Source organism: Micromonospora sp. BS32, assembly GCF_059089345.1.
On record NZ_JBSSHR010000001.1, the window covers coordinates 1 to 26,394 of the forward strand.

24 protein-coding genes are annotated in these 26,394 nt (G+C 74.0%); 15 read left to right on the plus strand and 9 right to left on the minus strand.

All coding sequences use genetic code 11. The features are described from left to right. The first annotated feature begins 174 nt into the window (after positions 1-174). From AC5RWQ_RS00005 to AC5RWQ_RS00015, 3 genes are read left to right on the plus strand one after another with little or no spacing between them, the layout of a single operon-like run. A complete protein-coding gene (locus tag AC5RWQ_RS00005; RefSeq protein WP_494280684.1) occupies positions 175-993 on the plus strand; it encodes an SAM-dependent methyltransferase in 819 nt (272 codons plus the stop codon). Positions 994-999: 6 nt separating this feature from the next. Continuing rightward, positions 1,000-3,165, plus strand: coding sequence for a putative bifunctional diguanylate cyclase/phosphodiesterase (locus AC5RWQ_RS00010; protein ID WP_494280685.1), 2,166 nt, complete (start codon positions 1,000-1,002; stop codon positions 3,163-3,165). A 49-nt stretch (positions 3,166-3,214) separates the two neighbouring features. Next, positions 3,215-3,715 carry a DUF456 domain-containing protein gene (locus AC5RWQ_RS00015; protein WP_494280686.1) on the plus strand — a complete coding sequence of 167 codons (501 nt, stop codon included), beginning with the start codon at positions 3,215-3,217 and terminating at the stop codon, positions 3,713-3,715. Here the strand turns inward: AC5RWQ_RS00015 and AC5RWQ_RS00020 are convergent. Beyond that, complete coding sequence (locus tag AC5RWQ_RS00020; RefSeq protein WP_494280687.1) at positions 3,708-4,613, minus strand: sulfotransferase domain-containing protein; 906 nt, start codon at positions 4,611-4,613, stop codon at positions 3,708-3,710. The two genes, AC5RWQ_RS00015 and AC5RWQ_RS00020, sit on opposite strands and share 8 nt — an antisense overlap. 290 nt (positions 4,614-4,903) lie before the next feature. Between AC5RWQ_RS00020 and AC5RWQ_RS00025 the strand changes: the two genes are divergently transcribed. The 7 genes from AC5RWQ_RS00025 (at position 4,904) to AC5RWQ_RS00055 (ending at position 15,433) form a co-directional block, all read left to right on the plus strand. Continuing rightward, positions 4,904-6,493, plus strand: coding sequence for an amino acid permease (locus tag AC5RWQ_RS00025; RefSeq protein WP_494280688.1), 1,590 nt, complete (start codon positions 4,904-4,906; stop codon positions 6,491-6,493). Between the two features lie 95 nt (positions 6,494-6,588). Further along, positions 6,589-7,953, plus strand: a complete 1,365-nt coding sequence (locus AC5RWQ_RS00030) for a glutamine synthetase family protein (RefSeq protein ID WP_494280689.1) — start codon at positions 6,589-6,591, stop codon at positions 7,951-7,953. 140 nt (positions 7,954-8,093) lie between these two features. Then, positions 8,094-9,449, plus strand: a complete 1,356-nt coding sequence (locus AC5RWQ_RS00035) for an aldehyde dehydrogenase family protein (RefSeq protein WP_494280690.1) — start codon at positions 8,094-8,096, stop codon at positions 9,447-9,449. Between the two features lie 5 nt (positions 9,450-9,454). After that, entirely contained in the window at positions 9,455-10,222 is a 768-nt protein-coding gene (locus tag AC5RWQ_RS00040) for a 3-oxoacyl-ACP reductase (RefSeq protein WP_494280691.1), read from the plus strand. A gap of 55 nt (positions 10,223-10,277) precedes the next feature. Beyond that, the gene (locus AC5RWQ_RS00045) at positions 10,278-10,985 is read left to right on the plus strand and encodes a gamma-glutamyl-gamma-aminobutyrate hydrolase family protein (RefSeq protein ID WP_494280692.1); all 708 of its coding nucleotides are present in this window, start codon (positions 10,278-10,280) and stop codon (positions 10,983-10,985) included. A gap of 48 nt (positions 10,986-11,033) precedes the next feature. Next, complete coding sequence (locus AC5RWQ_RS00050) at positions 11,034-11,585, plus strand: pyridoxamine 5'-phosphate oxidase family protein (protein WP_494280693.1); 552 nt, start codon at positions 11,034-11,036, stop codon at positions 11,583-11,585. A 188-nt stretch (positions 11,586-11,773) separates the two neighbouring features. Then, on the plus strand, positions 11,774-15,433 hold the full coding sequence (locus AC5RWQ_RS00055; protein WP_494280694.1) for a SpoIIE family protein phosphatase: 3,660 nt from the start codon (positions 11,774-11,776) through the stop codon (positions 15,431-15,433). A gap of 36 nt (positions 15,434-15,469) precedes the next feature. On the opposite strand, the gene AC5RWQ_RS00060 is transcribed toward AC5RWQ_RS00055, so the two are convergent. Then, positions 15,470-15,715, minus strand: a complete 246-nt coding sequence (locus tag AC5RWQ_RS00060; RefSeq protein ID WP_494280695.1) for an STAS domain-containing protein — start codon at positions 15,713-15,715, stop codon at positions 15,470-15,472. A 163-nt stretch (positions 15,716-15,878) separates the two neighbouring features. On the opposite strand from AC5RWQ_RS00060, the gene map reads away from it, so the two are divergent. Then, on the plus strand, positions 15,879-16,736 hold the full coding sequence (gene map / locus AC5RWQ_RS00065; RefSeq protein ID WP_494280696.1) for a type I methionyl aminopeptidase: 858 nt from the start codon (positions 15,879-15,881) through the stop codon (positions 16,734-16,736). Beyond that, complete coding sequence (locus AC5RWQ_RS00070; RefSeq protein WP_334482656.1) at positions 16,733-17,449, plus strand: VIT1/CCC1 transporter family protein; 717 nt, start codon at positions 16,733-16,735, stop codon at positions 17,447-17,449. Before map ends, AC5RWQ_RS00070 begins: the two co-directional genes overlap by 4 nt. A 98-nt stretch (positions 17,450-17,547) precedes the next feature. Here AC5RWQ_RS00070 and AC5RWQ_RS00075 read toward each other — a convergent pair whose 3' ends face one another. From AC5RWQ_RS00075 to AC5RWQ_RS00105, 7 genes are all read right to left on the minus strand, one after another. After that, positions 17,548-18,285 carry a nucleotidyltransferase domain-containing protein gene (locus AC5RWQ_RS00075; protein ID WP_494280697.1) on the minus strand — a complete coding sequence of 246 codons (738 nt, stop codon included), beginning with the start codon at positions 18,283-18,285 and terminating at the stop codon, positions 17,548-17,550. Between the two features lie 146 nt (positions 18,286-18,431). Then, complete coding sequence (locus tag AC5RWQ_RS00080; RefSeq protein WP_494280698.1) at positions 18,432-18,911, minus strand: nitroreductase family deazaflavin-dependent oxidoreductase; 480 nt, start codon at positions 18,909-18,911, stop codon at positions 18,432-18,434. 72 nt (positions 18,912-18,983) lie between these two features. Next, positions 18,984-21,701: an FtsX-like permease family protein gene (locus tag AC5RWQ_RS00085; protein ID WP_494280699.1), complete on the minus strand. Its 2,718-nt coding sequence runs from the start codon at positions 21,699-21,701 to the stop codon at positions 18,984-18,986. Then, a complete protein-coding gene (locus AC5RWQ_RS00090; RefSeq protein WP_494280700.1) occupies positions 21,698-22,432 on the minus strand; it encodes an ABC transporter ATP-binding protein in 735 nt (244 codons plus the stop codon). The genes AC5RWQ_RS00085 and AC5RWQ_RS00090 overlap by 4 nt, the downstream gene beginning before the upstream one ends. Continuing rightward, complete coding sequence (locus tag AC5RWQ_RS00095; protein WP_494280701.1) at positions 22,429-23,031, minus strand: PadR family transcriptional regulator; 603 nt, start codon at positions 23,029-23,031, stop codon at positions 22,429-22,431. Before AC5RWQ_RS00095 ends, AC5RWQ_RS00090 begins: the two co-directional genes overlap by 4 nt. Before the next feature lie 58 nt (positions 23,032-23,089). Continuing rightward, entirely contained in the window at positions 23,090-23,530 is a 441-nt protein-coding gene (locus tag AC5RWQ_RS00100) for a ferritin-like domain-containing protein (RefSeq protein WP_494280702.1), read from the minus strand. Beyond that, on the minus strand, positions 23,527-23,976 hold the full coding sequence (locus AC5RWQ_RS00105; protein ID WP_494280703.1) for a hypothetical protein: 450 nt from the start codon (positions 23,974-23,976) through the stop codon (positions 23,527-23,529). Before AC5RWQ_RS00105 ends, AC5RWQ_RS00100 begins: the two co-directional genes overlap by 4 nt. Before the next feature lie 229 nt (positions 23,977-24,205). Between AC5RWQ_RS00105 and rimP the strand changes: the two genes are divergently transcribed. The 3 genes from rimP to AC5RWQ_RS00120 are packed head-to-tail and all read left to right on the plus strand — an operon-like array spanning position 24,206 to position 26,311. After that, complete coding sequence (rimP, locus tag AC5RWQ_RS00110; protein WP_494280704.1) at positions 24,206-24,922, plus strand: ribosome maturation factor RimP; 717 nt, start codon at positions 24,206-24,208, stop codon at positions 24,920-24,922. Beyond that, positions 24,919-25,962, plus strand: coding sequence for a transcription termination factor NusA (gene nusA, locus AC5RWQ_RS00115; protein WP_494280705.1), 1,044 nt, complete (start codon positions 24,919-24,921; stop codon positions 25,960-25,962). Before rimP ends, nusA begins: the two co-directional genes overlap by 4 nt. 16 nt (positions 25,963-25,978) lie before the next feature. After that, positions 25,979-26,311 carry a YlxR family protein gene (locus AC5RWQ_RS00120; RefSeq protein ID WP_494280706.1) on the plus strand — a complete coding sequence of 111 codons (333 nt, stop codon included), beginning with the start codon at positions 25,979-25,981 and terminating at the stop codon, positions 26,309-26,311. The last annotated feature ends 83 nt before the right edge of the window (positions 26,312-26,394 follow it).

Genomic DNA, 26,394 nt, shown 5'->3' on the forward strand with positions numbered 1-26,394 from the left:
CCGCACCGGTTCGCCGGCCCGCGCTCGAAAAGCGGATCTCCCGTGCCCGGGCGGACGGGCCTAGAGTGGTCACCACCACACGATCCGCGGGTCGGCCGGTGCGGCTTCCGCGTGCCCGCGCGCGCCCGCCCGCCCACCGGTTCCCTCCCGGGGCGACGAACTGGGGCGAAGCAGATGCAGATGCCGGACGGAACTCCCGCCGAGATCGACCTGAGCCGGCCGAGCGCGGCCCGGGTCTACGACTACTTCCTCGGCGGTGCGCACAACTTCGAGATCGACCGGCAGCTCGCCGAGCAGATCGCCAGCATGACGCCGAACCTGGCGGCCACCATGCGCTCCGGGCGGGAGTTCCTGCGCCGGGCGGTCCGCGTGCTGCTCGACGCCGGCATCGACCAGTTCCTCGACATCGGCTCCGGCATCCCCACCGTCGGCAACGTGCACGAGGTGGCCCAGGGCGCCAACCCGCAGGCCCGGATCGTCTACGTCGACATCGACCCGGTGGCCGTGGCGCACAGCCGGGAACTGCTGGCCGGCAACGACCGGGCCATCGCCATCCGGGCGGACCTGCGCGAGCCGAAGCTGATCCTCGACGAGGCCCGGTCCAGCGGCCTGATCGACTTCGACCGCCCGGTGGGCATCCTGCTCGCCGGGGTGGTGCACTTCATTCCGGACGTCGACCGGCCGGGCGACATCCTGGCCGCCCTGCGGGCCGCCGCCGTGCCGGGCAGCTTCCTGGTCATCTCGCACTCCACCTTCGAGGACCAGCCGCAGGAGATGCTCGACGCGCAGCGGCTGTCGGCGCGTACCGCCACCGAGATCACGCTGCGCTCGCGCGCGGAGATCACCGGCTTCTTCGGCGACTGGACGGTCCTGGAGCCCGGGGTGGTGCACATGCCGCTGTGGCGGCCCGACTCGCCGTCCGACGTGGACGAGCACCCCGAGCGGTTCGGGGCGTTCGGCGGCGTCGCCCGGTACGACCAGCCCGCCGGCTGAGTCGACATGTCCGCCGTCCCGGATCCCGGTGGAGACGACTTCAGCCGTCCGGGCGCCCAGGGGTACGCCGCGGAGTGGGCCCGCGCGGTGCGCCAGCTCGGTTTCGTCCCGCTCAGCGCGGACGAGACCGAGCGGCTGCTGCTCGTGCACACCGTCCGGCTGGCCCAGGCCCTGCTGGCCGAGGAGTTCTCCGCCGAGCCGGGGGACGACGTGGGTCGGGCGCTGGTGCAGGCTCACCTGACCGAGCCCGGGGTGCTGGACTGGTCGGTCCGCGCCCTCGGTGAGCGGTTCCTGGCCCGGGTGCTGCCCGCCCGGGCCGACCTGCCCGAGGCCGTCGACCGGGTCGCCGCGTTGCAGGGCACCCTCGCGTCCGGATTCTCCCGCGCCCTGCGGGACCGGACGTTCACTCAGCAGGAGCGGATCGCCCGGTCCGCCTGGCAGGCCCGGGACGCCGTCGAGCAGGCGCTGCGGGACAGCGAGGCCCGGTTCCGGGCCGTCTTCACCGGCGCGGCCATCGGCATCGGCATCGCCGGCATCGACGGGCAGATCATCGACGTCAACCAGGCCTTCGCCGACATGCTCGGGTACACGATCGAGGAGCTGCGGCAGACCAACGTTCCGGCGCTGTTCCACGCCGACGACGCCGCCGGCATGTGGGAGCTCTACCAGGAGCTGATCGAGGGCAAGCACGACGCCGCCCGGGTGGAGAAGCGCTACCACCGCAAGGACGGCAGCATCGTCTGGACCGACCTGGCGGTGTCGCTGATCCGGCACGACGACGGCCGACCCCGGTTCACCGTCGCGATGATCGAGGACATCACCGAGCGGTACGAGCTCCAGCAACGGCTGCGGTTCCAGGCGCTGCACGACCCGCTCACCGGCCTGCCCAACCGCACCCTGTTCTTCGAGACGCTGGGGCAGCTCTTCGAGAGCGCCGGCCCCGAGCAACGGATCGGCGTCTGCTTCCTGGATCTGGACGGTTTCAAGGCGGTCAACGACAGCTTCGGCCACGACCTCGGTGACCGGCTGCTGGTCACCATCGCGCGCCGGCTCGCCGACTGCGTGGCCGGGCAGGGTCACCTGGTGGCGCGGATGGGCGGCGACGAGTTCGTCATCCTGGTCCGGGGCGGGGAGAGCATCGACGACGCGGTGGGGGTCGCCGAGCTGGCCCTCGCCGCGGTCTCCGCCCCGGTGCTCGTCGGCGACCAGCAGCTCGCCGTGTCCGCCAGCGTCGGGGTGGTCGAGTGCCCCGCGGTGGAGACCAACGTCTCCGAGCTCATGAAGGCCGCCGACACCACCCTCTACTGGGCGAAGGCGGAGGGCCGTGGCCGGTGGGCGGTGTACGACCCGGAGCGCAGCGCCGCCGACATCGCCCGCTCGGCGCTCGCCGCCGGCCTGCCGGCCGCCCTGGACCGGGGCGAGTTCGTGGTGCACTACCAGCCGATCGTGTCGCTGCTGGACGGCTCGATGCTGGCCGTGGAGGCGCTGGTCCGCTGGTGCCATCCGGAGCTGGGCCTGATCGGGCCGGACCAGTTCATCGGGCTGGCCGAGGAGACCGGCCTGATCGTCCGGCTCGGCGAGTGGGTGCTCGGGCAGGCCTGCCGGGACGCCCGGGCCTGGCACCGCGAGTTCCCCGAGGCGCGGCTGGTGGTGAGCGTCAACCTGGCCGCCCGGCAGGCCGACGACCCGGCCATCGTGGACACCGTCGCGTCGGTGCTGAGCCGTACCGGCCTGCCGGCCGAGCTGGTGCAGCTGGAGCTGACCGAGAGCGCGGTGATGGGCAGCGCCGGGGAACCGTTGCGGTCGCTGCGGCGCCTCGCCGGGCTGGGCGTACGGCTGGCCATCGACGACTTCGGCACCGGGTACTCGAACCTGGCGTATCTGCGCCGGTTGCCGATCCACTGCCTGAAGCTGGCCGGCCCGTTCGTGGAGGGAATCCGCGCCGACGACTCCGACGCCCCGGCCGACCACCGGGACGAGCGGATCGTGGACGCGCTGGTGCGGCTGGCGCACGCGCTGGAGCTCTGGGTGACCGCCGAGGCGGTGGAGACGCAGGCGCAGGCCGAGCGGCTGCGGGCGCTGCGCTGCGACACCGGTCAGGGCCGCTGGTTCGGCGCGCCCGTCCCGGCGGAGGAGATCACCGGTCGGCTGCGCGGGGAGGTGGCGGTGTGAACGGCTCCCGGCCCGCCCGGCTGCGCCGGCGGCGACGAAGGGTGGCGGTGTGAGCCTGACGGACTCTCAGGCGGCGGTCTCGGTGGTCGCCGCGCTGGCCATCCTGGCCGGGCTGGCCGGGGTGGTGGTGCCGGGCCTGCCGGCGCTGCCGCTGTGCTGGGGCGGGGTGCTGGTCTGGGCGCTCTTCGGCGGCGCCGGCCCGGGCCGCTGGGCGGTGCTCGCGCTGGCCACCGTGGTCGCGGCCGGCGGCACGGTGGTCAAGTATCTCTGGCCGGGGCGGCACCTGAAGCGGACCGGGGTGCCCACGTCGTCCCTGCTCGCCGGCGGGGTGCTGGGCCTGGTCGGGTTCTTCGTGATCCCGGTGGTGGGACTGGTGCTGGGCTTCATCGGCGGGGTGTGGGGCGCGGAACGGCTGCGGCTGGGCAGCAACCAGCTCGCCTGGCCGGCGACCGTGCAGGCGCTCAAGGCGGCCGGCCTGTCGATGCTGGTGGAGTTCCTCGCCGGCCTGACCGTGGCCGCCCTCTGGGTGGCCGGCCTGCTGCTCACCTGACCGCCGGCTCCGCCGCCCCGAGGCTGCCGTGGTGCAGCCAGTGCCGCAGGTCCGCCGGGGCCAGGGCGGCCAGCCGCCGCTGGTAGTGGGCCTCGTCGGCCGGGGTCAGGAGCCGGCGCCACTGCCCAGAGGAGCCGCTGCGGAAGAACCGCTCGCGGTCGGCGAAGAGGCCGAGCCGTTCGTCCGGGACGAGCTGGGCGGCCCGGTCGCGCATCCCGCCGAAGGTGGCCGCCCGGACCAGACCGGGCCAGCGCGCCTCCGGTACCTCGATGCCGAGCCGGGCGGCGACCAGCCGCATCCGGCCGGCCAGGTCGCGGGAGAGGTCGGCGTAGTGCAGCAGCAGGACCTGCTCCTCGTGGCGCCGCGCCCAGGCGTCGGCCAGGTGCCAGACCGTGCCGGGCAGGTCCTCGTCGATCCACTCCAGCAGCCGCAGCCTCGGGTCGGTCGGGCGCGGCTGCCGGGGCCCGTCCGGCTCCGGTCCGGCCGCGGCGAAGAGCCGGGCGAGCACCACGCCGTCCAGGTTGGCCCGGTGGTGGCTCATCGACACGGCGACGTCGCGCGGGTCGCGCCCCACCACGAGGTACGTCACGCCGGGCGCGGCGGGCAGGCCGTCGAGCGGGGTGTGGGTCTTGATGATCCGGCGGTGGGTCTGCCGATCAAGGGCCCCCCGCACCTCCCGGGCCGGGCGCAGCCGCATGTCCAGCCAGGGGGAGAGGGCGCTGAGCGGGGCGGGCAGCTCGGCGGTGCCGTGCACCAGCAGCGCGCAGATCATCTGGGCCCAGGTGGTGCCGCACTTGGACGGGGTGCTCACCACGATGTCGTCGGGCCGGAACGCGAAGCCGTCCCACCAGCTGCTGTCGGTGAGTCCCGTGCGGTACCGGCGCAGGGGAGCGGTCATCGCCGCACATTAGCGGAGAGGCGGCGGCGTGGGGCGTCCGTCGGGTACGGCGGAGCACGCCGTACGTGAGAGAGAGGTGGACGCCCCGCGCCGCCGCGGACCGGGCGTTGCCGAGCGCCCGGTGGAGACCCGTCGCGATCGGGCCTGGTCACGGGCCAAAGCATGCGCCCACGGCGGATTGTCCGGCAACGCAATTTGCGAGTTCGGCCGCCACGGTGGATTGACCGGCGTGATCGACGGGACGAGACTCGGGCGCACTCGTACCGGGGACCACCTCCAGGAGGTGTGCAGTGGCCACGACGCCCGCGCCGACCGCCGAGCAACCGATGGACGACGACGCCCGACGGCTCGCCGAACTCGGTTACCAGCAGGAGTTGCACCGCAAGTGGAGCGGCTTCTCCAACTTCGCCATCTCGTTCTCCATCATCTCGATCCTGGCCGGCTGCTTCACCACCTTCGGCCAGGCCTGGAACAACGGCGGCCCGGTCGCCATCAGCTGGGGCTGGCCGCTGATCTCGCTGTTCATCCTGATCATCGGCTTCTGCCTGGCGGAGCTGGTCTCGGCATACCCGACCGCGGGCGGCATCTACTGGTGGGCGGCGAAGATGGGCCGCCCGGTGCACGGCTGGTTCACCGGCTGGCTCAACCTGATCGGGCTGGTCGCGGTGACCGCGTCGGTCGACTACGGCTGCGCGACCTTCCTCAACCTCACCCTGTCGGCGCTCTTCGACGGCTGGGCCGGGACGCTGCGCCAGGCCTTCGGACTCTTCGTGATCATCCTGGCGCTGCACGGGCTGATCAACATCTTCGGGCACCGGATCATCGACGTACTCCAGAACGTCTCGGTCTGGTGGCACGTGGCCGGCGCGGCCGCCGTGGTGGCCATCCTGCTCCTCGTCCCCGACGACCACCAGAGCTTCCGGTTCGTCTTCACCGAGCGGTTCAACAACTCCGGGTTCGGCGACGGCGACACCGGCGGGCTCACCTTCTGGTTCTACGTACTGCCGCTGGGCTTCCTGCTCACCCAGTACACGATCACCGGCTTCGACGCCTGTGCCCACGTCTCCGAGGAGACCCGGGGCGCCTCGAAGGCCGCCGCCCAGGGGCTCTGGCGGTCGATCTTCTACTCGGCGGTCGGCGGCTGGATCCTGCTGCTGGCCTTCCTCTTCGCCGCCACCGACGTGGAGGCGATCAACTCCGCCAGCGGGTTCTCCGGGGCGATCTTCGAGCCGGCGCTCACCCCGTTCTTCTTCAAGACCGTCATCATCATCTCCACCATCGGCCAGTTCTTCTGCGGGATGAGCTGCGTGACGTCGATGTCGCGGATGACGTACGCGTTCAGCCGGGACCGGGCCGTGCCGGGCTGGCGACTCTGGTCGAAGGTCGACCGCAACGGCACCCCGGCCAACGCCATCATCGGCGCCACCGTGGCGGGTCTGGTGCTCACCCTCCCGGCCCTCTACGAGAGCCCCTCCGGCATCCCGGTCGCCTTCTACGCGGTGGTCTCGGTGGCGGTGATCGGGCTCTACCTGTCCTTCGTCATCCCGATCGCGCTGCGGCTGCGGATGGGGAACCGGTTCCAGCCCGGGCCGTGGACGCTCGGCCCGAAGTACAAGGTGCTCGGCTGGATCGCGGTCGTCGAGATCGCCGTGATCTCGGTCTACTTCGTGCTGCCGATCGTCCCCGCGGGGGTGCCCGGGCACGCCGACTTCAGCTGGTCGGCGGTGAACTACGCGCCGCTCGCCGTCGGCGGGCTGCTGCTCGGTGTCGCCGTCTGGTGGTACGCCTCGGCCCGGAAGTGGTTCACCGGTCCCCGCCGTACCGTCGACCTGCCGGCGCAGCGCACCACGGACGCCGCACCGGCCGACGAGCCGGCCTGACCACGGCCCGCTGGCCCCGGGTTTGCCGGGGCCCGTCCGGCGGGCATTGACGGTGATCGGATCGACGAGTAGACCTTGGTGATGGAGGCGAGCCGATGAGGAAAGCTCCGCTCACGCTGGAACAACTCCGGGTCGCCGTCGCCGAGGGCGAGATCGACACGGTGGTGCTGGCTCTGGTCGACATGCAGGGCCGGTTGCAGGGCAAACGGTTCCACGCCCCCTTCTTCCTCGACCAGGTGGTCGCCGGCGGCAGCGAGGGGTGCAACTACCTGCTCGCCGTGGACGTCGACATGAACACCGTCGACGGGTACGCCATGTCGAGCTGGGAACGCGGCTACGGGGACTTCGCCATGGTCCCCGACCTCGACACCCTGCGCCGGGTGCCCTGGCAGCCGGGCAGCGCCCTGCTCATCGCCGACCTGGCCTGGCTGGACGACTCCGGCCCGGTGGTCGCCTCGCCCCGGCAGATCCTCCGTCGCCAGCTCGACCGGCTGGCCGCCCACGGGCTCACCGCGTACGCCGGCACCGAGCTGGAGTTCGTGCTCTTCCGCGACTCGTACGAGGAGGCCTGGCGGCGCGGCTACCGCGACCTCACCCCGGCCAACCAGTACAACGTGGACTACTCGCTGCTCGGCACGGCCCGGGTGGAGCCGCTGCTGCGCCGGATCCGCACCGAGATGGCCGGCGCGGGGCTGACCCCGGAGAGCGCCAAGGGGGAGTGCAACCTCGGCCAGCACGAGATCGCCTTCCGCTACGACGAGGCGGTGGCCTGCGCCGACCACCACGTCATCTACAAGAACGGGGCGAAGGAGATCGCCGCCCAGGAGGGCATGTCGATCACCTTCATGGCCAAGCCGAACGCCCGGGAAGGCAACTCCTGCCACATCCACTTCTCGCTGCGCGGCGCCGACGGCCGCTCGGCCATGCTCGGTGACGGGCCGGCGCACCTGAGCGCGATCGGGCAGCAGGTGCTGGCCGGGCTGCTCGACACCATGCGGGAGCTGAGCCTCTTCTTCGCCCCGAACGTCAACTCCTACAAGCGCTACCAGCCCGGCTCGTTCGCCCCGACCGCGCTGCGCTGGGGCACCGACAACCGCACCTGCGCGCTGCGGCTGGTCGGGCACGGGCAGGGCATGCGGGTGGAGAATCGGGTGCCCGGCGCCGACGTGAATCCCTACCTGGCGATCGCCGCCCTGGTGGCGGGGGCGGTGCACGGCATCGAACGCAAGCTGGAGCTGGGCGAGGAGTGCACCGGCAACGCGTACGACGACCGGCGTGCCGCCCGGGTGCCGGCCACCCTGCGTGACGCCCTCACCCTCTGGGAGTCCTCGGAGGTCGCCCGCGAGGCCTTCGGCGACGAGGTGCGGGCCCACTACGCCAACCAGGCCCGGGTCGAACTCACCGCCTTCGACGCCGCGGTGACCGACTGGGAGCTCGTGCGTGGCTTCGAACGCCTCTGACCCTCCGCGCCCCCTCGTCGCCGATCTTGCACTTTGCGCCCCTGGTCCATGCCGATGAGCCGCTCTTGTCGGGGCAGCAACTGCAAGATCGACGGGGGCTGCGGGTGGGGCGAGGGCGGGATGGGAGGGAGGGTGTTGTCTTGGGTGAGGTGATCAATCCGGCCACCGGGGCGGTGGTGGCGGAGGTGGCGGCCACGTCGGCGGGGGAGGCCGACGCGGCGATCTCCCGGGCGGCTGCTGCCTTCGAGACGTGGCGCGACGTGGCGCCGGGGGACCGGGCGCGGCTGCTGCGGCGGTTCGCCGGCGTGGTGGACGCGCACCTGGAGGAGTTGGCGCGGCTGGAGGTGCGCAACTCCGGACACACGATCGGCAACGCGCGCTGGGAGGCGGGCAACGTCCGGGACGTGCTCGACTACTACGCGGGCGCGCCGGAACGGCTGACCGGACGGCAGATCCCGGTGCCCGGCGGGCTGGACGTGACCTTCCACGAGCCGCTGGGCGTGGTCGGGGTGATCGTGCCGTGGAACTTCCCGATGCCCATTGCCGGCTGGGGCTTCGCCCCCGCCCTCGCCGCCGGCAACACCGTGGTGCTCAAGCCCGCCGAGCTGACCCCGCTCACCGCGCTGCGCCTGGCCGAGCTGGCCCTGGTGGCCGGGCTGCCGGAGGGCGTGTTCACCGTCCTGCCCGGCGCCGGCAGCGTGGTCGGCGAGCGGTTCGTCGCCCACCCGGCCGTCCGGAAGGTCTGCTTCACCGGCTCCACCGAGGTCGGCACCCGGATCATGGCCGGCTGCGCCGCCCAGGTGAAGCGGGTCACCCTGGAACTCGGCGGCAAGTCCGCCAACCTGGTCTTCGCCGACGCCGACCTGGAGAAGGCGGCCGCCACCGCGCCGTACGCGGTGTTCGACAACGCCGGCCAGGACTGCTGCGCCCGGTCCCGGATCCTGGTCCAGCGCCCGGTGTACGACCGCTTCCTGGAGCTGCTCGAACCGGCCGTGCGCGCCTTCCGGGTCGAGGACCCGGTCCGGGACACCGCCGAGATGGGCCCGCTCATCTCCGCCGCCCACCGCGACCGGGTCGGCGGCTACGTCGACGGCGCGAAGGTGGCCTTCACCGGCTCCCGCCCCGACGGCCCCGGCTTCTGGTACGCCCCGACCGTGCTGCTCGCCGACTCGCCGGCCGACCGGCACTGGCGGGAGGAGATCTTCGGCCCGGTCGTCTCGGTGCTCCCGTTCGACGACGAGGCCGACGCGGTCCGGCTCGCCAACGACACCGAGTACGGCCTCTCCGGCTCGATCTGGACCCGGGACGTCGGCCGGGCGTTGCGGATGGCGCGGGCCGTGGAGTCGGGCAACCTCAGCGTCAACTCGCACTCCTCCGTGCGCTACTGGACCCCGTTCGGCGGCATGAAGCGCTCCGGGCTGGGTCGGGAGCTGGGCCCGGACGCCCTGCACGCCTTCACCGATGTCAAGAACGTCTTCATCAGCACCGAGGAGTGAGCACCGTGCAGGGACGACTGACGGACCGGGTCGCCGTGGTGACCGGGGCGGGCAGCGGGATCGGGCTGGCCACCGTGCGGCGGTTCGCCGCCGAGGGGGCCCGGGTGGTCTGCGTCGACATCGACACCGAGGCCGGCCGGCGGGCCGCCGAGGAGGTGGGCGGGGAGTTCGTCCTCGCCGACGTGGCCGACGAGGCGGCCGTCCGGGAACTCTTCGACGGGGTGGTCGCCCGGCACGGACGGGTCGACGTGGCGTTCAACAACGCCGGCATCTCACCGCCGGACGACGACTCGATCCTGGAGACCGGGCTGGACGCCTGGGAGCGGGTGCTGCGGGTCAACACCACCAGCGTCTATCTCTGCTGCAAGCACGTCATCCCGCACATGCGGCGACAGGGCAAGGGGTCGATCATCAACACCGCCTCGTTCGTGGCGTTGATGGGGGCGGCCACCTCGCAGATCGCGTACACCGCGAGCAAGGGCGGGGTGCTGGCGATGACCCGGGAGCTGGGCGTGCAGTTCGCCCGCGAGGGCATCCGGGTCAACGCGCTCTGCCCCGGCCCGGTCGCCACCCCGCTGCTGCTGGAGCTGTTCGCGAAGGATCCGGAGCGGGCCGCCCGCCGGCTGGTGCACGTGCCGATGGGCCGGTTCGGCGCACCCGAGGAGATCGCCGCCGCGGTGGCCTTCCTGGCCAGCGACGACTCGTCGTTCATGACCGCCGCGCAGTTCGTGGTGGACGGCGGCATCACCGGCGCGTACGTCACTCCACTGTGAGCGCGAGGAGTGAGCCGGGTCTGCAAGCCCCGCAGTCGCGAACGGTGCCGGCCCGGTGAGCGTCGGCCCGGTGGGTCGTCCGCTGATCGGGATCACCTCGTACGTCGAACCGGCCGGCTGGGCCGTGTGGCGGGACGTGCCGGCCGCGCTGGTGCCGCAGGCGTACGTCCGGGCGGTCGCCGCGGCCGGCGGGCGGGCGGTGGTGCTGCCCCCGGACGACGTGGACGCCGACGTGGTCCGGGTGCTCGACGGGCTGGTCCTGGCCGGCGGTGCCGACGTCGGCCCGGAGCGGTACGACCGGCCGCCCGACCCGCGGACCGAGCCCCGGCCGGACCGGGACGCGGGTGAGCTGGCCCTGCTCACCGGCGCGCTCGCCGCCGACCTGCCGGTGCTGGGGATCTGTCGGGGCATGCAGCTGATGGTGGTCGCCCACGGCGGGGTGCTGCACCAGCACCTGCCGGACGTGGTCGGTCACGACCGGCACCGCCCGGCGCCGGGAAGGTACGGCGCGCACCCGGTCCGGTTCGCGTCGGGCAGCCTGGCGGGCGCGGTGATGGCCGGGGTGGACCGGGTCAACTCCTACCACCACCAGGGAGTGGCCGACGCGGGGCGGCTCACGGTCACCGGTTGGGCGGACGACGGGGTGGTCGAGGCGGTCGAGGATCCGCGGCGGCGTTTCCTGCTCGGCGTGCAGTGGCATCCGGAGAACGAGGCCGACCCCCGCCCGGTGACCGCCCTGGTCCGCGCGGCCCGCTCCAGATGATGGGAAGGGGTGTCCCACTTTACGGCTACCGGTGCGAGGATGTCCGCCATGGGGAAGGTCCATCCGGCCATCGACGGGCGGCTGCGCGACTTCATTGAGGCGCAACCGGTCTTCTTCGTGGCCTCCGCTCCCTCCGGGCCGGACGGGCACGTCAACGTCTCGCCGAAGGGGATGCGCGGCACCTTCCTCGTCCGCGGCCCGCTGACGGTGGCCTGGCTGGATTACCACGGTAGCGGCGCGGAGACGATCGCCCACCTGCGGGAGAACGGGCGGATCACCATCATGTTCTGTGCCTTCGCCGGCCCGCCCAAGATCGTCCGGCTGCATGGCCGGGGCGTCGCCACCCCGCTCACCGACCCGGGCTTCCCGGCGCTGCTCGCCGACTTCCCCGACCCGCCGGACTCACACGCCGTCCGGGCGGTGGTCACGGTCGAGGTCGACCGGGTCAGCGACTCCTGCGGCTACGCGGTGCCGCTGATGGACTACCGCGGCGAACGCGACCTGCTGATCGAGTGGGGCTCCCGACGCACCCCGGCGGACCTGGCGGCCTACCGGAGCAGGAAGAACGCCGCCAGCATCGACGGCCTGCCGGTCTTCTGAGCACGGCGCCGGACCGGCGCTGCCCCCTCCCCGACGAGCGATGTCCGGCCGATGACGGCAGGATGAGACCCGGGTTACCAGCGCCCGATCCGCAACATGCGTTACGTTGCTGATCCGTCGGGGTAGAAGGCGGGTCGCGGCCGGCGATCGCCGAGGCGTCGTGGCAACGGCCGGAGCGGGGAGGATTCATGAGCTCGGCCCAGGTGGGCGAGGACGGACGGGGTCGGTCCTCGCGTGCTGCGGACCGCGCCCTTCCGCCGCTGCTCGCCGCCGCCTTCGCCGCCGGCCGTGAGATGGGCCGGCGGCTGCGCGAATTCGACTGGACCGCCTCCCCGATCGGCACTCCCGACACCTGGCCGCCGGCGCTCTGCCACGCGGTCAGCATGGTGCTCGCCTCGCGCTCCCAGATGGTGCTGTTCTGGGGCGAGGACCAGCTGGCCATCTACAACGACGCCTACCGACCCACGATCGGCGACAAGCACCCCGACGTGATCGGCCAGCCCGCCCGGGAGCACTGGGTAGAGACCTGGGACGTGCTCCGCCCGCTGCTCGACGCCGTCCGGCTGACCGGCGAGCCGTACCGGGGCGAGAACCACCCGTTCCTGATCGAGCGGCAGGGCTTCCTGGAACAGGTCTACTTCGACGTCTCCTACGACCCGGTCCGGGGCGCCGACGGCACGGTCCACGGCGTGCTCTGCCTCGTCAACGAGACCACCGGCCGGGTGGTCGGCGAGCGCCGCCTGCGGGCCCTGGCCGAGCTGGGCAGCCGGCTGGTCGACGCGGGCAGCACGGCGGAGCTGGGCCGTACCGCGGCCGCGGTGCTGGACGGGCACCACGCCGACGTGCCGTTCGCCCTGATCCACCTCTACGACGACGACGGCCGGCTCCACCTTGCCGGGGCAAGCGGCGTCGACCCGGCGACCGTGCGCGCCGAGGCGCCGGCCATCCTCGACCGGGTCGCCGCCGGCGGGGGCGCCGACGACGTCGAGGTGACCGAACTCCTCGGCACGGTGCCGCCGGAGGCCGGCGGGCGGGCCCTGCTGCTGCCCCTCACCGCGACCAACGAGCCCGCCGGGGTGCTGGTGGTCGGCGTCTCCCGGCTGCTGCCGCTCGGCGCCGACTACCGCGACTTCCTCCACCTCGTCGCCGCGCAGATCTCCCGCGCGGTCGGCCAGCAGCAGGTGTACGAGCAGGAACGGGCCCGCGCCGCCGAGCTGGCCGCGCTGGACCGGGCCAAGACCAACTTCTTCGCCAACGTCAGCCACGAGTTCCGCACCCCGCTGACGCTGGTCCTCGGCCCGCTGGAGGACATGCTCGCCGACCCCCAGTTGCCGCCGGCGTACATCGACCGGTTGACCGTGATGCACCGCAACGCGCTGCGCCTGCTGAAGCTGGTCAACACCGTGCTGGATTTCTCCCGGCTGGAGTCGGGCCGGCTCGCCGCCCACTACGAGCCCACCGACCTGGCCGACTACACCGCCCGGCTGACCAGCACCTTCCGCTCGGCCATGGCACGGGCCGGGCTGCGCCTGGTGGTGGACTGCCCGCCGCTGCCCGCGCCGGTCTTCGTCGACCGGGACATGTGGGAGAAGATCGTCCTCAACCTGGTGTCCAACGCGCTGAAGTTCACCTTCGACGGTGAGATCCGGGTCCGGATCCGCGCGGTGGACGGGATGGCCCGGCTGGAGGTCACCGACACCGGCGTCGGCATCGTCCCCGAGGAGCTGCCGCACGTCTTCGAGCGGTTCCACCGGGTGCCGGGGGTGCGCTCCCGCACCCACGAGGGCACTGGCATCGGATTGGCGCTGGTCCGCGAGCTGGCCGAGATGCACGGCGGACGGGTGGAGGCGCACAGCCGGGTCGACGAGGGCAGCCTCTTCGCGGTGACCGTCCCGTTCGGCTCCGCGCACCTGCCGTCCGACCGGGTGGCGTCCGCCGGTCCGGTGCCGCCCCGGCCGCGACAGGCGTCGCTCTACATGGCCGAGACCGCGCTCTGGACCTCCGGCGGCGACCCGGACACCGCGCCGCAGGTGGAGGGCGCGGTCGAGGGGGCGGGTCGGATCCTGCTCGCCGACGACAACGCCGACCTGCGCGAACACGTCACCCGGCTGCTCGGCCCGTCGTACGAGGTGGTGGCGGTGCCGGACGGCGTCGCCGCCCTGGAACAGGCCGTCGACGCCCCGTTCGACCTGGTGCTGACCGACGTGATGATGCCCCGGCTGGACGGCTTCGGCCTGGTCACCGCGCTGCGGGCGAACCCGCGCACCCGGCACGTGCCGATCGTGCTGCTCTCCGCGCGGGCCGGCTCCGCCGAGGCGGTCGCCGGGCTCTCGGTCGGCGCGGACGACTACCTCACCAAGCCCTTCTCCGGTCAGGAGCTGATCGCCCGGGTCCGGGCCAACGTCGAGCTGGGCCAGCTGCGCGGGCAGATCATCCGCCGGCTGCGGGCGCTGGCCGACGCGGCGGTGGCGGTCAACACCGCCCGGTCCACCGCCGACGTGGTGCAGGTCGCCGCCCAGCACGCGCTCAGCCTCGCCGAGGCGGCCCGGGTGGTGGTCAGCACCACTGGCGCCTGCTACGAGGCGGACGGCGGTGGGACGACCGGGCCCGAGCCGACGCACGTCCTGCCCCTGACCGGCACCACCGGCACGCAGCTCGGCGAGCTGCGGGTCTGGCGTCACGACGGCGACGGCACCGAGCAGGCCGCGCTCACCCAACTCGCCCGCCTGATCGGGGTACGGCTGGAGAACGCCCAGCTCTACGAGGCCGAACACCGGATCGCCACCACCCTCCAGCACAGCCTGCTGCCGCGCTCGCTGCCCCAGCTGCCCGGCGCGGTGGTGGCCAGCCGCTACCTGCCCGGCAGCACCGACGTCGAGGTCGGCGGCGACTGGTACGACGTGATCGGCGTGGCCGACGACGAGGTGGTGCTCGTCATCGGCGACGTGGTCGGCAAGGGCGTCGGGGCGGCGGCGGCCATGGGCCAGCTGCGCAACGCGCTGCGGGCGTACCTGCTGGAGGGCTTCGACCCCGGCCAGTCGCTGACCCGGCTGAACCGGCTGGTCGGCTCGACCGAGCGCCAGTCGTACGCCACGGTGGTGTGCCTGGCGTACTCCCCGCGCACCGGCCGGCTGCGATACGCCAGCGCCGGGCACCCGTCCCCCCTGCTGATCCGAGGAGACGACGTGGCGTTCCTGCACGAGCGGGCGCTCGGGCCGCCCATCGGTGCGCTCAGCGGCACCAACTACCGCATCGTCGAGGGCGAGATCGCCCTCGGCTCCCGGCTGCTGCTCTACACCGACGGGCTGATCGAGGACCGGCACTCCGGCATCGACGCGGCACTGGCGCAGCTGCGGGCCGACGCGGGCACCGGGGGCGAGCACGTGGCCGACCTGATCGACGCGGTGGTCGAGCGGGTCGCCGAGCGGACCCGGCACGACGACGTGGCGGTGCTGGCGCTGGAGGCCGCCGAGCTGAACCGGTTCGCGCTGCGGCTGCCCGCCGACCCGACCCGGCTCAGCGTGCTGCGCAAGCGGCTGGAGGACTTCCTCGGCGCGCACGGCGTCGACGAGAACGACCTGTTCGACCTCACCGTGGCGGTCTCCGAGGCCGCCGCGAACGCCATCGAGCACCCGGTGTCACCGACCGAGCCGACCATCGGCGTGGAGGTGGTCATCGAGGACGGCACGGTGGTGGTGACGGTGCGCGACAGCGGGCAGTGGCGCGAGTCCACCGGGGCCGGCTTCCGGGGCCGGGGACTGTCGCTGATCCGGGCGCTGGGCGAGCTGACGGTGACGCGTACCTCGTCGGGGACGGACGTGACGCTGCGCCGGCGGCTGCGCGACTGAGCCCGCGGGCCCGACGCCCGGGCGGGCGGGGCGTGGTCAGTCGCGGTGCAGCCAGTCCTGCTCGGCCAGGCCGGAGATCTCCAGCACCCGGCTCACCTGGCGGGAGGGGAGCACGGTCAGCGTGGTCGGGAAACGCTGGGCGAGCTGGACCACGGCGTGGATCGCGGCCGAGTCGAAGAAGCTGACCGCGCGCAGGTCGAGGGTGACCTGGTCGGCCGGTTCGCGCAGCGCGGTGCGGAGCATCGTGTCGGCGGTGGCCATGTCGACCTCACCGGTGACCACGACGCGGAGGTGGCCTCCGTCGAGCTCGGAGCTCGCGGAGAAGACGGGAGGTGCGCCCCCTTGATCCACCAGGTCACAATGGCACAGCCCACTTGCCACGGCAACAACCGGGACGGCCGGGCCGTGGCGGGGGTCACCAGGGCGTCGGCGATAGGCTGTCCGCATGAACGTCCGTGCGCCGCTGACCCCTGGCACGCTCTCCCCGTGGCGGGCGGTCCCCGCCCACATCGCCCGACCGGAGTACGTGGGCAAGAAGCGCCCACAGGAGTGGCGCGGCTCGCACGTGCAGACTCCCGAGACCATCGAGAAGATGCGGGTCGCCGGCCGGCTGGCCGCCCAGGCGACCCAGCTGGCGGGTGAGCACTGCAAGCCCGGCGTGACGACCGACGAGATCGACCGGGTGGTGCACGAGTTCCTGGTCGACCACGGCGCCTACCCGTCGACGCTGGGCTACAAGGGCTTCCCCAAGTCCTGCTGCACCAGCCTCAACGAGGTGATCTGCCACGGCATCCCGGACACGACCGTGCTCCAGGACGGCGACATCATCAACGTCGACGTCACGGCGTACCTCGACGGGGTGCACGGCGACACCGACGCCACCTTCTGCGTCGGCGAGGTGGACGAGGAGGCGCGGCTGCTGGTCGAGCGCACCCACGAGGCGATGATGCGGGGCATCAAGGCGGTCAAGCCCGGCCGGCAGATCAACGTGATCGGGCGGGTCATCGAGTCGTACGCCAAGCGCTTCGGCTACGGGGTGGTCCGCGACTTCACCGGCCACGGCATCGGCGAGGCGTTCCACAGCGGTCTCTACGTGCCGCACTACGACAACCCGCGGCCGACGGAGGTGATGGAACCGGGGATGACCTTCACCATCGAGCCGATGATCACCCTCGGCACCTACCAGTACGACATGTGGGACGACGGCTGGACCGTGGTCACCAAGGACCGGAAGTGGACGGCCCAGTTCGAGCACACCATCGTCGTGACCGACGACGGCTACGAGATCCTCACCCTGCCGTGACCGAGACCCCGGCAGCGCTTCGCGAGGCGCACCACGCGGACGTGTCCGGCGGCTGGCTGCGGCCCGCCGTCTTCGGCGCGATGGACGGCCTGGTCACCAACATCGCCCTGATCGCCGGGGTCGGCGGCGGCGGGGTGTCGCCGCGCAGCATCGTCCTCACCGGCACCGCCGGCCTGGTCGCCGGTGCCATCTCGATGGGGCTGGGGGAGTACACCAGCGTCCGCTCGGCCAACGAGCAGGTTGCCGCCGAGGTGGCCAAGGAGCGGCGGGAGCTGGAACGCCACCCTGAGGCGGAGGCCCGCGAGCTGGCCGACGCCTGGGTGGCCCGGGGCCTGCCCCGCGACCTCGCCACCCAGGTCGCCGAGGCGGTCCGTCGCAACCCGGAGGAGGCGCTGCGGGTGCACGTGCGGGAGGAGCTGGGCGTCGACCCCGACGAGCAGCCGAGCCCGTGGGCAGCGGCGATCTCTTCGTTCCTCTGCTTCTCCATCGGGGCCCTGGTGCCCCTGGTGACCTACCTGCTCGGCTTCACCAGCCTCTGGCTGGCGCTCGGCCTGGGCGGGGTGGGGCTCTTCGTGGCCGGCGCGGTGGTCGCCCGGTTCACCTACCGCCCCTGGTGGACCAGCGGCCTGCGGCAGCTCCTGCTCGGCGCGGCCGCCGCCGCCGCCACCTACCTGGTAGGCGCCCTGATCGGCATCCAAGGCGGCATCGGCTGACCCGCCCCCTGTCGCAGTTTCACGCAAAAGAGTGGCCATTCCGCCTCGGATGGCCACTCTTTCCGTGCACGAGGGCGGTCAGCGGGGGATGAGGGCGGTCAGTGGGTGAGGAGGTCGTCGACGGTGCCGTCGACGGGGCGGCCGCGGGCGGTCAGCTCGTCGGCCTGCCGGGCCAGCACGGCGCCCACCTCGGTCATGTCCGCCCCGGCCAGCCCGGTACGCCGGACCGCGTCGCCCGGGTCCCGGAAGTAGGTGCGGGTGAGCAACCCGGTGACCGTGGCCGCCGCCAGCCGGGCCTCGCCGAGCATCAGCAGCGCCTGGTCCGTCTCGTACCACTCGGCCAGCCGGGCGGCCCGGGCGTGCGCCGCGCAGCCCCGGTACCAGGCCTGCCGGGCCGCGGTGCTGAACTCCGCCGGCCGGGCCCGGGCCAGCCGGCCGAGGTGCGCGTCGCGCAGGGTGCGCAGCCAGCCGGTCGGGTCGTACAGGGCGGTGGTGGTGACGTACCGGTCGGCGGTCAACGGCCACAGCGCGGTGAGCGCGCGGGCCTGCCGCAGGTAGTCCTCGGCGCCGGCCACGGTGAGGTCGACCAGCACCCCGTCCACCCGCCGGGTCGACGGCGCCGGCCCGCCGCCAAGACGGTAGGTGACCAGCAGCAGCCCGACCTCACCGTCGCCGCCGCCGTCGTCGTCGCCGTGCGCCAGCGGGCCGTGCACCGCGACCGCCAGGATGTCCGCCGGGAAGCGTTGCCGGGCCGCCTCGGCGACCCGCTCCGCGACCCGCCACCGGGGATCGCCGAGGTGCGGGTCGGTGCTCAGGTCCGTGCCGCTCCCGTCCACCGGGTACCACCCCTGTCCCGCGATCGCGTCGCCCGCCGGGCCGGGCCGCCCGTGGACGTCACCGCCCGCCACGCGTCGGCCGGGTCGCCGCCTCCCACCCTAGCCACGCCGGCCCGTTGGCCCGTCCCGCCGCGCCCGGCCGCCGGTCAGGAGCGGTCGGCGCCGGTGGGGACCAACCGGAAGATGCGGATCTCCCGGCCGCCGGCCCGCTCGACGTACGTCCGGTACGCCGGCCACTCGGTGACCAGCAGCTGCCACAGCCGCTCCCGTTCGGCGTCGGAGGCGACCTCGGCGCGGACCGGGATCCGCCGCCCCTTGACGGCCACCTCCGCCTCCGGCTTGGCCAGTAGGTTCATCGCCCAGCCCGGCTGGTGCTGCTGGCCCCAGTTCGACCCGATCACCACGTAACCGTCACCGTCGGGGACGTAGAGCAGCGGGTTGCTGCGCGGCTGGCCGGACCGGCGGCCGGTGGTGGTGATGACCAGCGACGGCACCAGACCGAACGCCACCACCCGGCCGCGGGTGAGCCGGCCGACCGCCCGGTCGGCCGGGACCAGCAGGCGCATGGTGGCGCCGAACCAGCCGTGGTGGCCGAGTCGGCGGGTGAGGGATCCCAGAACGGACACGCCGACAGTCTGCCAATTCGTCGCCCCGAGGGGGACCCCCGATCGGCTCTGGTCGATCGGGGCGCGGTGTGCTCAGTCGAGCCGGCGTTCCACCGCCAGCCGGGAACGGGTGAGCAGGCCGGCGCCGAGCATCGCCACCAGCGGCACCACCACCAGCACGCCGAGCGTCGTCCAGGGCACCACCACCGGGTACGGCGGCTCGACCGGCCAGCTGTCGGCGTACTGGCGGTTGACCGAGGTCAGGATGATCAGCGCGGAGGCCAGGCCGGCCACGATGCCCAGCACGGAGCCGAGCACCGCGATCACCCCGGACTGGCAGAGCGACAGCATCCGACGCAACCGGGGGCTGGCGCCGACGGCGGCCAACGTGGAGAGGTCCCGCCGGCCCTCGGCCGCGGCGAGGCCGGTGGCCACCCCGGCCGCCCCGAGGGTGATCAGGCCGGAGCCGATGGCGAGCAGGAGCAGCAGCGGGCGCCGGTCGCCGTCCGGTCCGTCCGGTCCGACCTCGACCATGAGCGGGGCGAGCGGGCGCAGCGCGGCCGCCAGCCGGGTCCGCTGGACGGGTCCGGGCGCGGCGGCGGTGTCGACGACGTACCCGGCCGGGTCGGCGACCAGGCCGAGCCGCGCGGCGGCGGCGGGGGAGAGCACCAGCCGGTCGACGGTGAGTCCGCCATGCAGCACGTGACCGGGGACGGTGATCGTGGTCGGTACCGGCGCGGACGATTCGCCGGCCCGCTCGGCGGTCAGGGTGATCCGGCCGTCGACGACGTAGCGCGGGTCGGTCACCACCGCCCCGCCGCCGCGCAGCACCGCCGCGGCCGACGCCGTCTCCGCCGGGGGAGCGCCGGTGAGCCCGGACAGGGCGGACCCGTCGTCGACCGTCGTCGCCAGGTACAGCCCGTCGGGGCTCGGGGTGGGACGCCGGCAGCGCGGATCGGCCAGCGCCCGACGCCGGACGGCGGCCGAACCGAACCTGTCCGGCGGGTACGGGCAGGCCCGCTCGGGCGGCAGCACCGGGGTGACCGAGCAGACGTCCTCCTCCCGGCGGGGCGGTGCGCAGGCCGGTACGTCGTACCGGGCGACGGCGTCCGTGGACAGCTCGGCGCGCACCCGCTCGGCGACCGCCGCCAGCGGAGGCAGCGGGCCGTGCCCGGGATCCCCGCGCAGCAGCAGGACGTGACCGGGGGGCAGTGCGGGCTGCCACTGCGCCTGGTTCCGGGCCTCGTCGCTGGCCACGTAGACCCCGACGGCCACGCTGCCGGCCACCGCCGCCATCACCGCCGAGATGGCCGGGGCGGCGGAGGACCGGTTGCGGCTGGCGTCGCGGACGGCGATCCTCGGCGCGAGCGGCAGCATCCGCCCGGCCCGGGCCAGCAGCCCCACCAGCGTGGGGGTGGTGAACACCAGGCCCAGCTCGCCGAGGACCAGCCCGGCCAGGATCACCACCGATCCGGTCCGCTGCGCCCCCACCGCGGCGGTCGCCGTGCCCAGCAGGGTGAGGGCGACCCCGGCGACCAGCCACCGGCGGCGGTGCGGCGGGGTCGTGCGCCGGCCGGCGAGCCCGGCCACCACGTCCTGCCGGGCGGCCGTCCAGGCCGGGGCGAGCGCGGCGAGCAGCCCGGCCAGCACGGCGACCGCCACGATCGCCGCCAGCGCCGCCGGGAAGAACCGGTACCCGCCCATCCGCGCGCCGATCACGTACTGCTCGACCAGCGGGCGGCCGGCGACGGCGGTGCCCACGCCGAGCAGCACGCCGAGCGCCGCGCCGGCGCCGCCCAGCACCAGCCCGTCGGCGAGCACGATCCGGCGCAGGTGCCCGGCGTCGCCACCGGCCACCGCGACCAGCGCCAGGTCCCGGCGCCGCCGGCGTACGCCGACGGCGAAGGCGGGCCCGACCAGCAGCACCACCTCCAGCAGCCCCAGCCCGCCCACCAGCACCGCCGTGCCGGTCTGCTCCGCGTCGGGGAGGGCGGAGGTCGGGCCGAGGTCGGCCCCGAGGCGGCTCGCGCCGGGCACCGGGGCGCGGGCGCTCACCGTGACGCCGTGCGCGTTGAGCCGCCCGACCAGCGCCTCGTCGGGCGGGCCCGGCAGGTCCACCAGCCAGCTCCGGTCCGACTCGACGACGGTGCGGGGTGCGGCGTCCGGGTGCAGCGCGACGGCGCCGCGCAGGTCGTCCGGGAACTCGAGCTCCCCGGACACGTTGTAGGTGCGGGAGCCGTCGGCGGTGCTCACCGTGCCGCCGATCCGGGCACCCGTCAGGTCCAGGGCGTGCCGGCTGAGCCCGATCTCGGTCGGGCCGGCCGGCACCCGGCCGGCCCGCAGTCGTACCAGCGAGCGGGGCAGCGACGCGGTCAGGTCCAACACCCGGCCGCTGAAGGATTCCACCCGGTCACCGACCCGCAGCTCGACGGGGACCCACCAGAGCACCGGCTCGATCCGGCTGCCCGGCGGCAGCAGCGCGGTGAGCTCCGCCGCGGTCGCCGGCCGGACCCGCCCGGCGAGCGCACCCCGGCGGGGGACCGCGTTCTCCCCCCAGGCGTCCTGGACGACCGCGTCCTCGGCCACCCAGCGCAGCTCGGCGTCGGCGTCGCCGAGCCGCTGGCCGACGCGTTCCGCCCGGGTCAGGTCGGACATGTCGTAACTGACCGCGACGAAGGACAGCGCCAGCACCGGCAGGGCGATCATCGCCAGCACCAACGCGGTACGCCCGCGCGCCCGGCGCGCCTCCCGGCGGGCGATCCGCAGCGCGGCCCGCCACGAGCCGAGTGTGGCGGCGAGCCGTCGGTTCACCGGCCGCTGCCGGAGAGCAACTGTTCGACGCCGGCCAGCGGCGCCGTCGAGTCCACCATGACCCCGTCGCGGAGGAAGACCACCCGGTCGGCCCAGCCGGCGTGCCGCGCCTCGTGGGTGACCAGCACCCCGGCGGCGCCGGCGTCGACCCGGCGGCGCAGCAGGTGCAGCACCGCCTCGCCGGTCTGCGAGTCCAGCGCCCCGGTCGGCTCGTCGGCCAGCACCAGCCGCCGCTCGCCGACCAGCGCCCGGGCGATCGCCACCCGCTGCTGCTGGCCGCCGGACATCTGGTCGGGGAAGCGCCCGCCCAGCCCGGTCAGCCCCACCTCGTCCAGCGCGGCGAGTGCCGCCCGCCGGGCCGGTCGTACCCGGACGCCGTCGAGTTCCAGCGGCAGTGCGACGTTCTCCGCCGCGGTGAGGCTGCCCAGCAGGTTGAGGTCCTGGAAGACGTAGCCGATCCGGCGGCGGCGCAGCCGGGCCAGCCCACGCCGGTCGAGCGAGCCGAGGGGCTCCCCCTCGACCAGCACCTCGCCGGCGGTCGGCCGGTCCAGCCCGCCGGCGAGCGTGAGCAGGGTGGACTTCCCCGAGCCGGAGGGGCCCATCACGGCCACCAGCTCGCCGGGGTGGACGGTGAGGCTCACCCCGCGCAGGGCGTGCACGGCGGCCGGTCCGCTGCCGTGGGTGCGGTGGACGTCGCGCAGGTCGAGCACCGCGTCCCCCGCTCCGGTCACCGGCGCGCTTCCTGGTCGGTCCGGGCCGCCGGGTCCGGCACGGCCGTCGGGTCCGGTCCCGCCCCGGGCGCCGGCGGGTCGGCCGGCCGGTGCCGGACCAGGGTGGTCTCGCAGTGGTCCAGCCACCGGATCTCCGCCTCGGTCTGGAAGAGCATCGCGTCCAGCACCAGCCGCCAGGGGAGGTCCTCCGGCCGGTCGCTGGCGTACTTCAATCGAGTCAACTCCTGCAGCGTGCGCATGGTCGCGCTGCGCTGGGTCTGCACCACGGCCCGGACGTCGACGCCCGGGGTGGTCAGCGCCAGGGCCAGCTTGATCGACAGCTCGTCCCGGGGCCGGTCGTTGCGGCTGATCGGGGTGGCGAACCAGAGCGTCAACTCCGCCCGCCCGGCGTCGGTGATCTCGTACGGCCGCTGGCCGCCCTCGTGCTCCGGCAGCGGACGGACCAGTCCGTCGCGTTCCAGCCGGTTGAGGGTGGTGTACACCTGCCCGATGTTCAGCGGCCAGGTCGAGCCGGTCGACTCCTCGAACGCGGCCCGCAACTGGTAGCCGTACATCTGGCCACGCTCGAGCAGGGCGAGCAGGCCGTGACGGATGGACATGGCATCGGAGTATGCATACCTGGTATGCGTACCGCAACCGGAGCGGGCCGGCGGGCGCTCAGCCCGGTCGGCCCGGGAAGGCCACCGTGATCGGAGTGACCCCGGCCGTCCGCCGCCACCGGGTCGCCCGAACGGCGCAGTCGGTCAGCGCGTTGAGCGCCCTGGTCCGGTCGGCGCCGGTGGTGGCCGGCAGCGCCGCCCGCCAGTACGCCGCCGTCCGCTCCTCGACCTGTACGGCCAGCCGCAGCGCGCTGGCCCGGTCGGTGACCGGGAAGGGCAGCGCGTAGCCGGCCCGGTCGGCGGGCACCTGGCCGCCGCCGGCGCTGAGCTGGAGCACCAGCGCGTCCCGCCGGGCCCGGTGCGCGGCCTCGGCGGCCCGGGCGGCCCGCCGGTCGTCGTCGGTCAGGCGTACCCCGATCGGGCCGTAGGCGTAGATCGCCGCGTACTCGGCGGAGAGCGCGGCGGCGAGGGCGTCGCCGGGCGCGGAGCGGGCCGTCACTTCAACGCCTCCAGATGGGTCGCCCGGGCGGCCGCGATCGAGCCGAGCAGGGCGGCGCGCTCCCCGGGAGCGGTGGCGCAGGCCCGCACGGCGCTGTCCCGGCCGCGCTGCTCCGCCGCGCGGAGATCGGCGAGCAGGGTGTCTGGGTCGGCGGCGGTCGTGCTGGGGGCCGGCGCGGCGGAACCCGACGGCGCCGGCCGGCCGATCAGCCGCCGCAGCTCGTCGGCGTGCGCGGCGTGCGCGTCGGCGATCGGGGTGAGCCGGTCGGCGAGGCCCGGGTCGGCGGCGACCGCCGCGCGGTGCCGGGCGGCCAGCTCGCCGGACTCGCCGGCCAGCGGCTCCAGCGGGTCGGGTGGCGGGGCCGGCTCGTCGCCGTCGAAAAGATCACAGCCGGTCAGCGGTACGGCGGCGCCGCCCACCGCCAGCAGCGCCCCCGCGCGCAGCACCGAACGCCTGGATCGTCCCGATCCGTCGGGGTGCCTCGTCGTTCTGCCCGTCGCCACCGGACAAGTCAACACCATCCACCCCGGTACGTGGGTCACCGCGTCGGTGCGCCGCCCGGGCCGCTGCCCCTGCGGCGCGTTACGCTCTGCGCAGCCACCGGCGGGTCCGCCCCGGTGGCGTGCCGGCGTGCAGGCTTCCAAGCCGTCGCCGATCCAGGAGAAGGGTGCGCAGATGACGCAGCGTGGCCGTGCCACCAGGCCGACGGGGCCGGCGGGTCGACCCCGTCGTACCGACGGCCCGCGGGGCGGGGACCGTGCGGGCGCACCCCGGGGCGACCTCGCCGCGCGGCGGAACCGGCTGCGCGAGGTCATCGAACCGGTGATCACCCAGGCGGGCTACGACCTGGAGGACCTCTCCGTCTCCCGTGCCGGCCGGCGGCACGTCGTACGCGTGATCGTCGACGCCGACGGTGGGATCAACCTGGACGCCGTCGCGGACGTCTCCCGGGCGGTCTCCGCGGCGCTGGACGCGGCGGAGGAGGCCGGCGGCGACCTCGTGGCCGGCGAGTATCAGCTCGAGGTCAGCTCGCCGGGTGTGGACCGGCCGCTGACCCTGCCCCGGCACTGGCGGCGCAACGTCGGCCGGCTGGTCAAGGTGACCGTCCGGGGCGGCGCCGGCCTGCCGGCGCAGCGCGACGCGCAGCCGACGGGCGACCGCCAGGTCACCGGCCGGATCATCGAGGCCGACGACGAACGCGTGGTGCTGGAGACCGATTCCGGCCGCGCAGAGCTTTCCCACGCCGAACTGGGCCCCGGTCGGGTTCAGGTCGAGTTCAGCCGCCTCGACGAGATCGACGAGGCGGACGAGTTCGACGGCGCGGACGAGGCCGGCGAAGCCGGCGATGACACCGACGACGACGAAGATGATGTGGAGGACGAGGAGAGGTGAACATCGACCTCGCGGCGCTGCGCGCACTCGAGCGCGAGCGGGAGATCCCGTTCGACACGATCCTCGCGGCGATCGAGACCGCGTTGCTGACCGCCTACCGGCACACCGACGGTGCCGAGCCGCACGCCCGGGTGGAGATCGACCGCAAGACCGGGGCCGCCCTGGTCTACGCGCAGGAACTGGACGACGACGGCACCGTGGTGCGGGAGTGGGACGACACCCCGCACGACTTCGGCCGGATCGCGGCGATGACCGCCAAGCAGGTGATCCTCCAGCGGCTGCGGGAGGCCACCGACGAGGTGCACTTCGGCGAGTACGTCGGCCGCGAGGGTGACCTGGTCACCGGCGTGGTGCAGGCGCACGAGGCGCGGGTCGAGAAGGGCATCGTCAGCGTCGACCTCGGCAAGCTGGAGGGCGTCCTGCCGCAGTCCGAGCAGGTGCCCGGCGAGCGGTACGCGCACGGCGAGCGGATCCGCTGCGTCGTGGTGCACGTGGCCAAGGGCATGCGCGGCCCGCAGATCACCCTGTCCCGGTCCCACCCGGCGCTGGTCAAGAAGCTCTTCGCGCTGGAGGTGCCGGAGATCGCCGACGGCACGGTCGAGATCGGCGCGATCGCGCGTGAGGCAGGTCACCGTACGAAGATCGCGGTGCGCTCCACCACCCAGGGCGTGAACGCCAAGGGCGCCTGCATCGGCCCGATGGGCCAGCGGGTCCGCGCGGTGATGAGCGAGCTGCACGGCGAGAAGATCGACATCATCGACTGGTCGGACGACCCGGCGACCTTCGTCGGCAACGCCCTCTCCCCGGCCAAGGCGCTGCGGGTCGAGGTGGTCGACCTGGCCAGCCGGACGGCCCGGGTGACCGTTCCGGACTTCCAGCTCTCGCTCGCCATCGGTCGGGAGGGGCAGAACGCCCGACTTGCTGCCCGCTTGACCGGTTGGCGAATCGACATCCGGTCGGACGCGGAGCAGGCGAGCACGGCCGGCCGGGGCGGAGCTGATCACGTCCCGGAGCCGGGCGGCGCGATCTCGGGCAGCTAGGGGTAGACTTTCTCCAGTGGTACGACGCGCGCAGCCGGAGCGCACCTGTGTGGGTTGCCGGCGACGTGCGCCGGCCAGCGAATTGTTGCGGGTCGTCGCGGTCGGTGAAGAGGCTGGTCACAGCCTCCGCCCCGATCCGACCCGCAGCCTGCCGGGTCGGGGAGCGAACATGCACCCGGATCCGGCCTGCTTCGCGCTGGCGGTTCGGCGTCGCGCCTTCGGGCGTGCGCTGCGCATCACCGGGGTCCCCGACCACGGCGCCGTCGCGGAGTACGTCGACGCGCCAACCACTACGTCCGGTCAACCCGACCGGGCGAGGGTCGCTAGCAGGGTAGGACGACCGACATGAGCACACGATGAAGTCCCTGAAATGACCAGGCTTCAAGTGCAGGAGTGAGGTCGCTGCGGGTACTGCCCGCACGACCTCGGAGT

Bases quoted from the DNA above. Each gene is read 5' to 3' on its own strand.
- rimP (WP_494280704.1), top strand. From the start codon at position 24,206: ATGACGCAGCGTGGCCGTGCCACCAGGCCGACGGGGCCGGCGGGTCGA.
- AC5RWQ_RS00030 (WP_494280689.1), top strand. From the start codon at position 6,589: ATGAGGAAAGCTCCGCTCACGCTGGAACAACTCCGGGTCGCCGTCGCC.
- AC5RWQ_RS00055 (WP_494280694.1), top strand. From the start codon at position 11,774: ATGAGCTCGGCCCAGGTGGGCGAGGACGGACGGGGTCGGTCCTCGCGT.
- AC5RWQ_RS00005 (WP_494280684.1), top strand. From the start codon at position 175: ATGCAGATGCCGGACGGAACTCCCGCCGAGATCGACCTGAGCCGGCCG.
- AC5RWQ_RS00020 (WP_494280687.1), bottom strand. From the start codon at position 4,613: ATGACCGCTCCCCTGCGCCGGTACCGCACGGGACTCACCGACAGCAGC.
- AC5RWQ_RS00095 (WP_494280701.1), bottom strand. From the start codon at position 23,031: ATGTCCATCCGTCACGGCCTGCTCGCCCTGCTCGAGCGTGGCCAGATG.
- map (WP_494280696.1), top strand. From the start codon at position 15,879: ATGAACGTCCGTGCGCCGCTGACCCCTGGCACGCTCTCCCCGTGGCGG.
- AC5RWQ_RS00010 (WP_494280685.1), top strand. From the start codon at position 1,000: ATGTCCGCCGTCCCGGATCCCGGTGGAGACGACTTCAGCCGTCCGGGC.
- AC5RWQ_RS00050 (WP_494280693.1), top strand. From the start codon at position 11,034: ATGGGGAAGGTCCATCCGGCCATCGACGGGCGGCTGCGCGACTTCATT.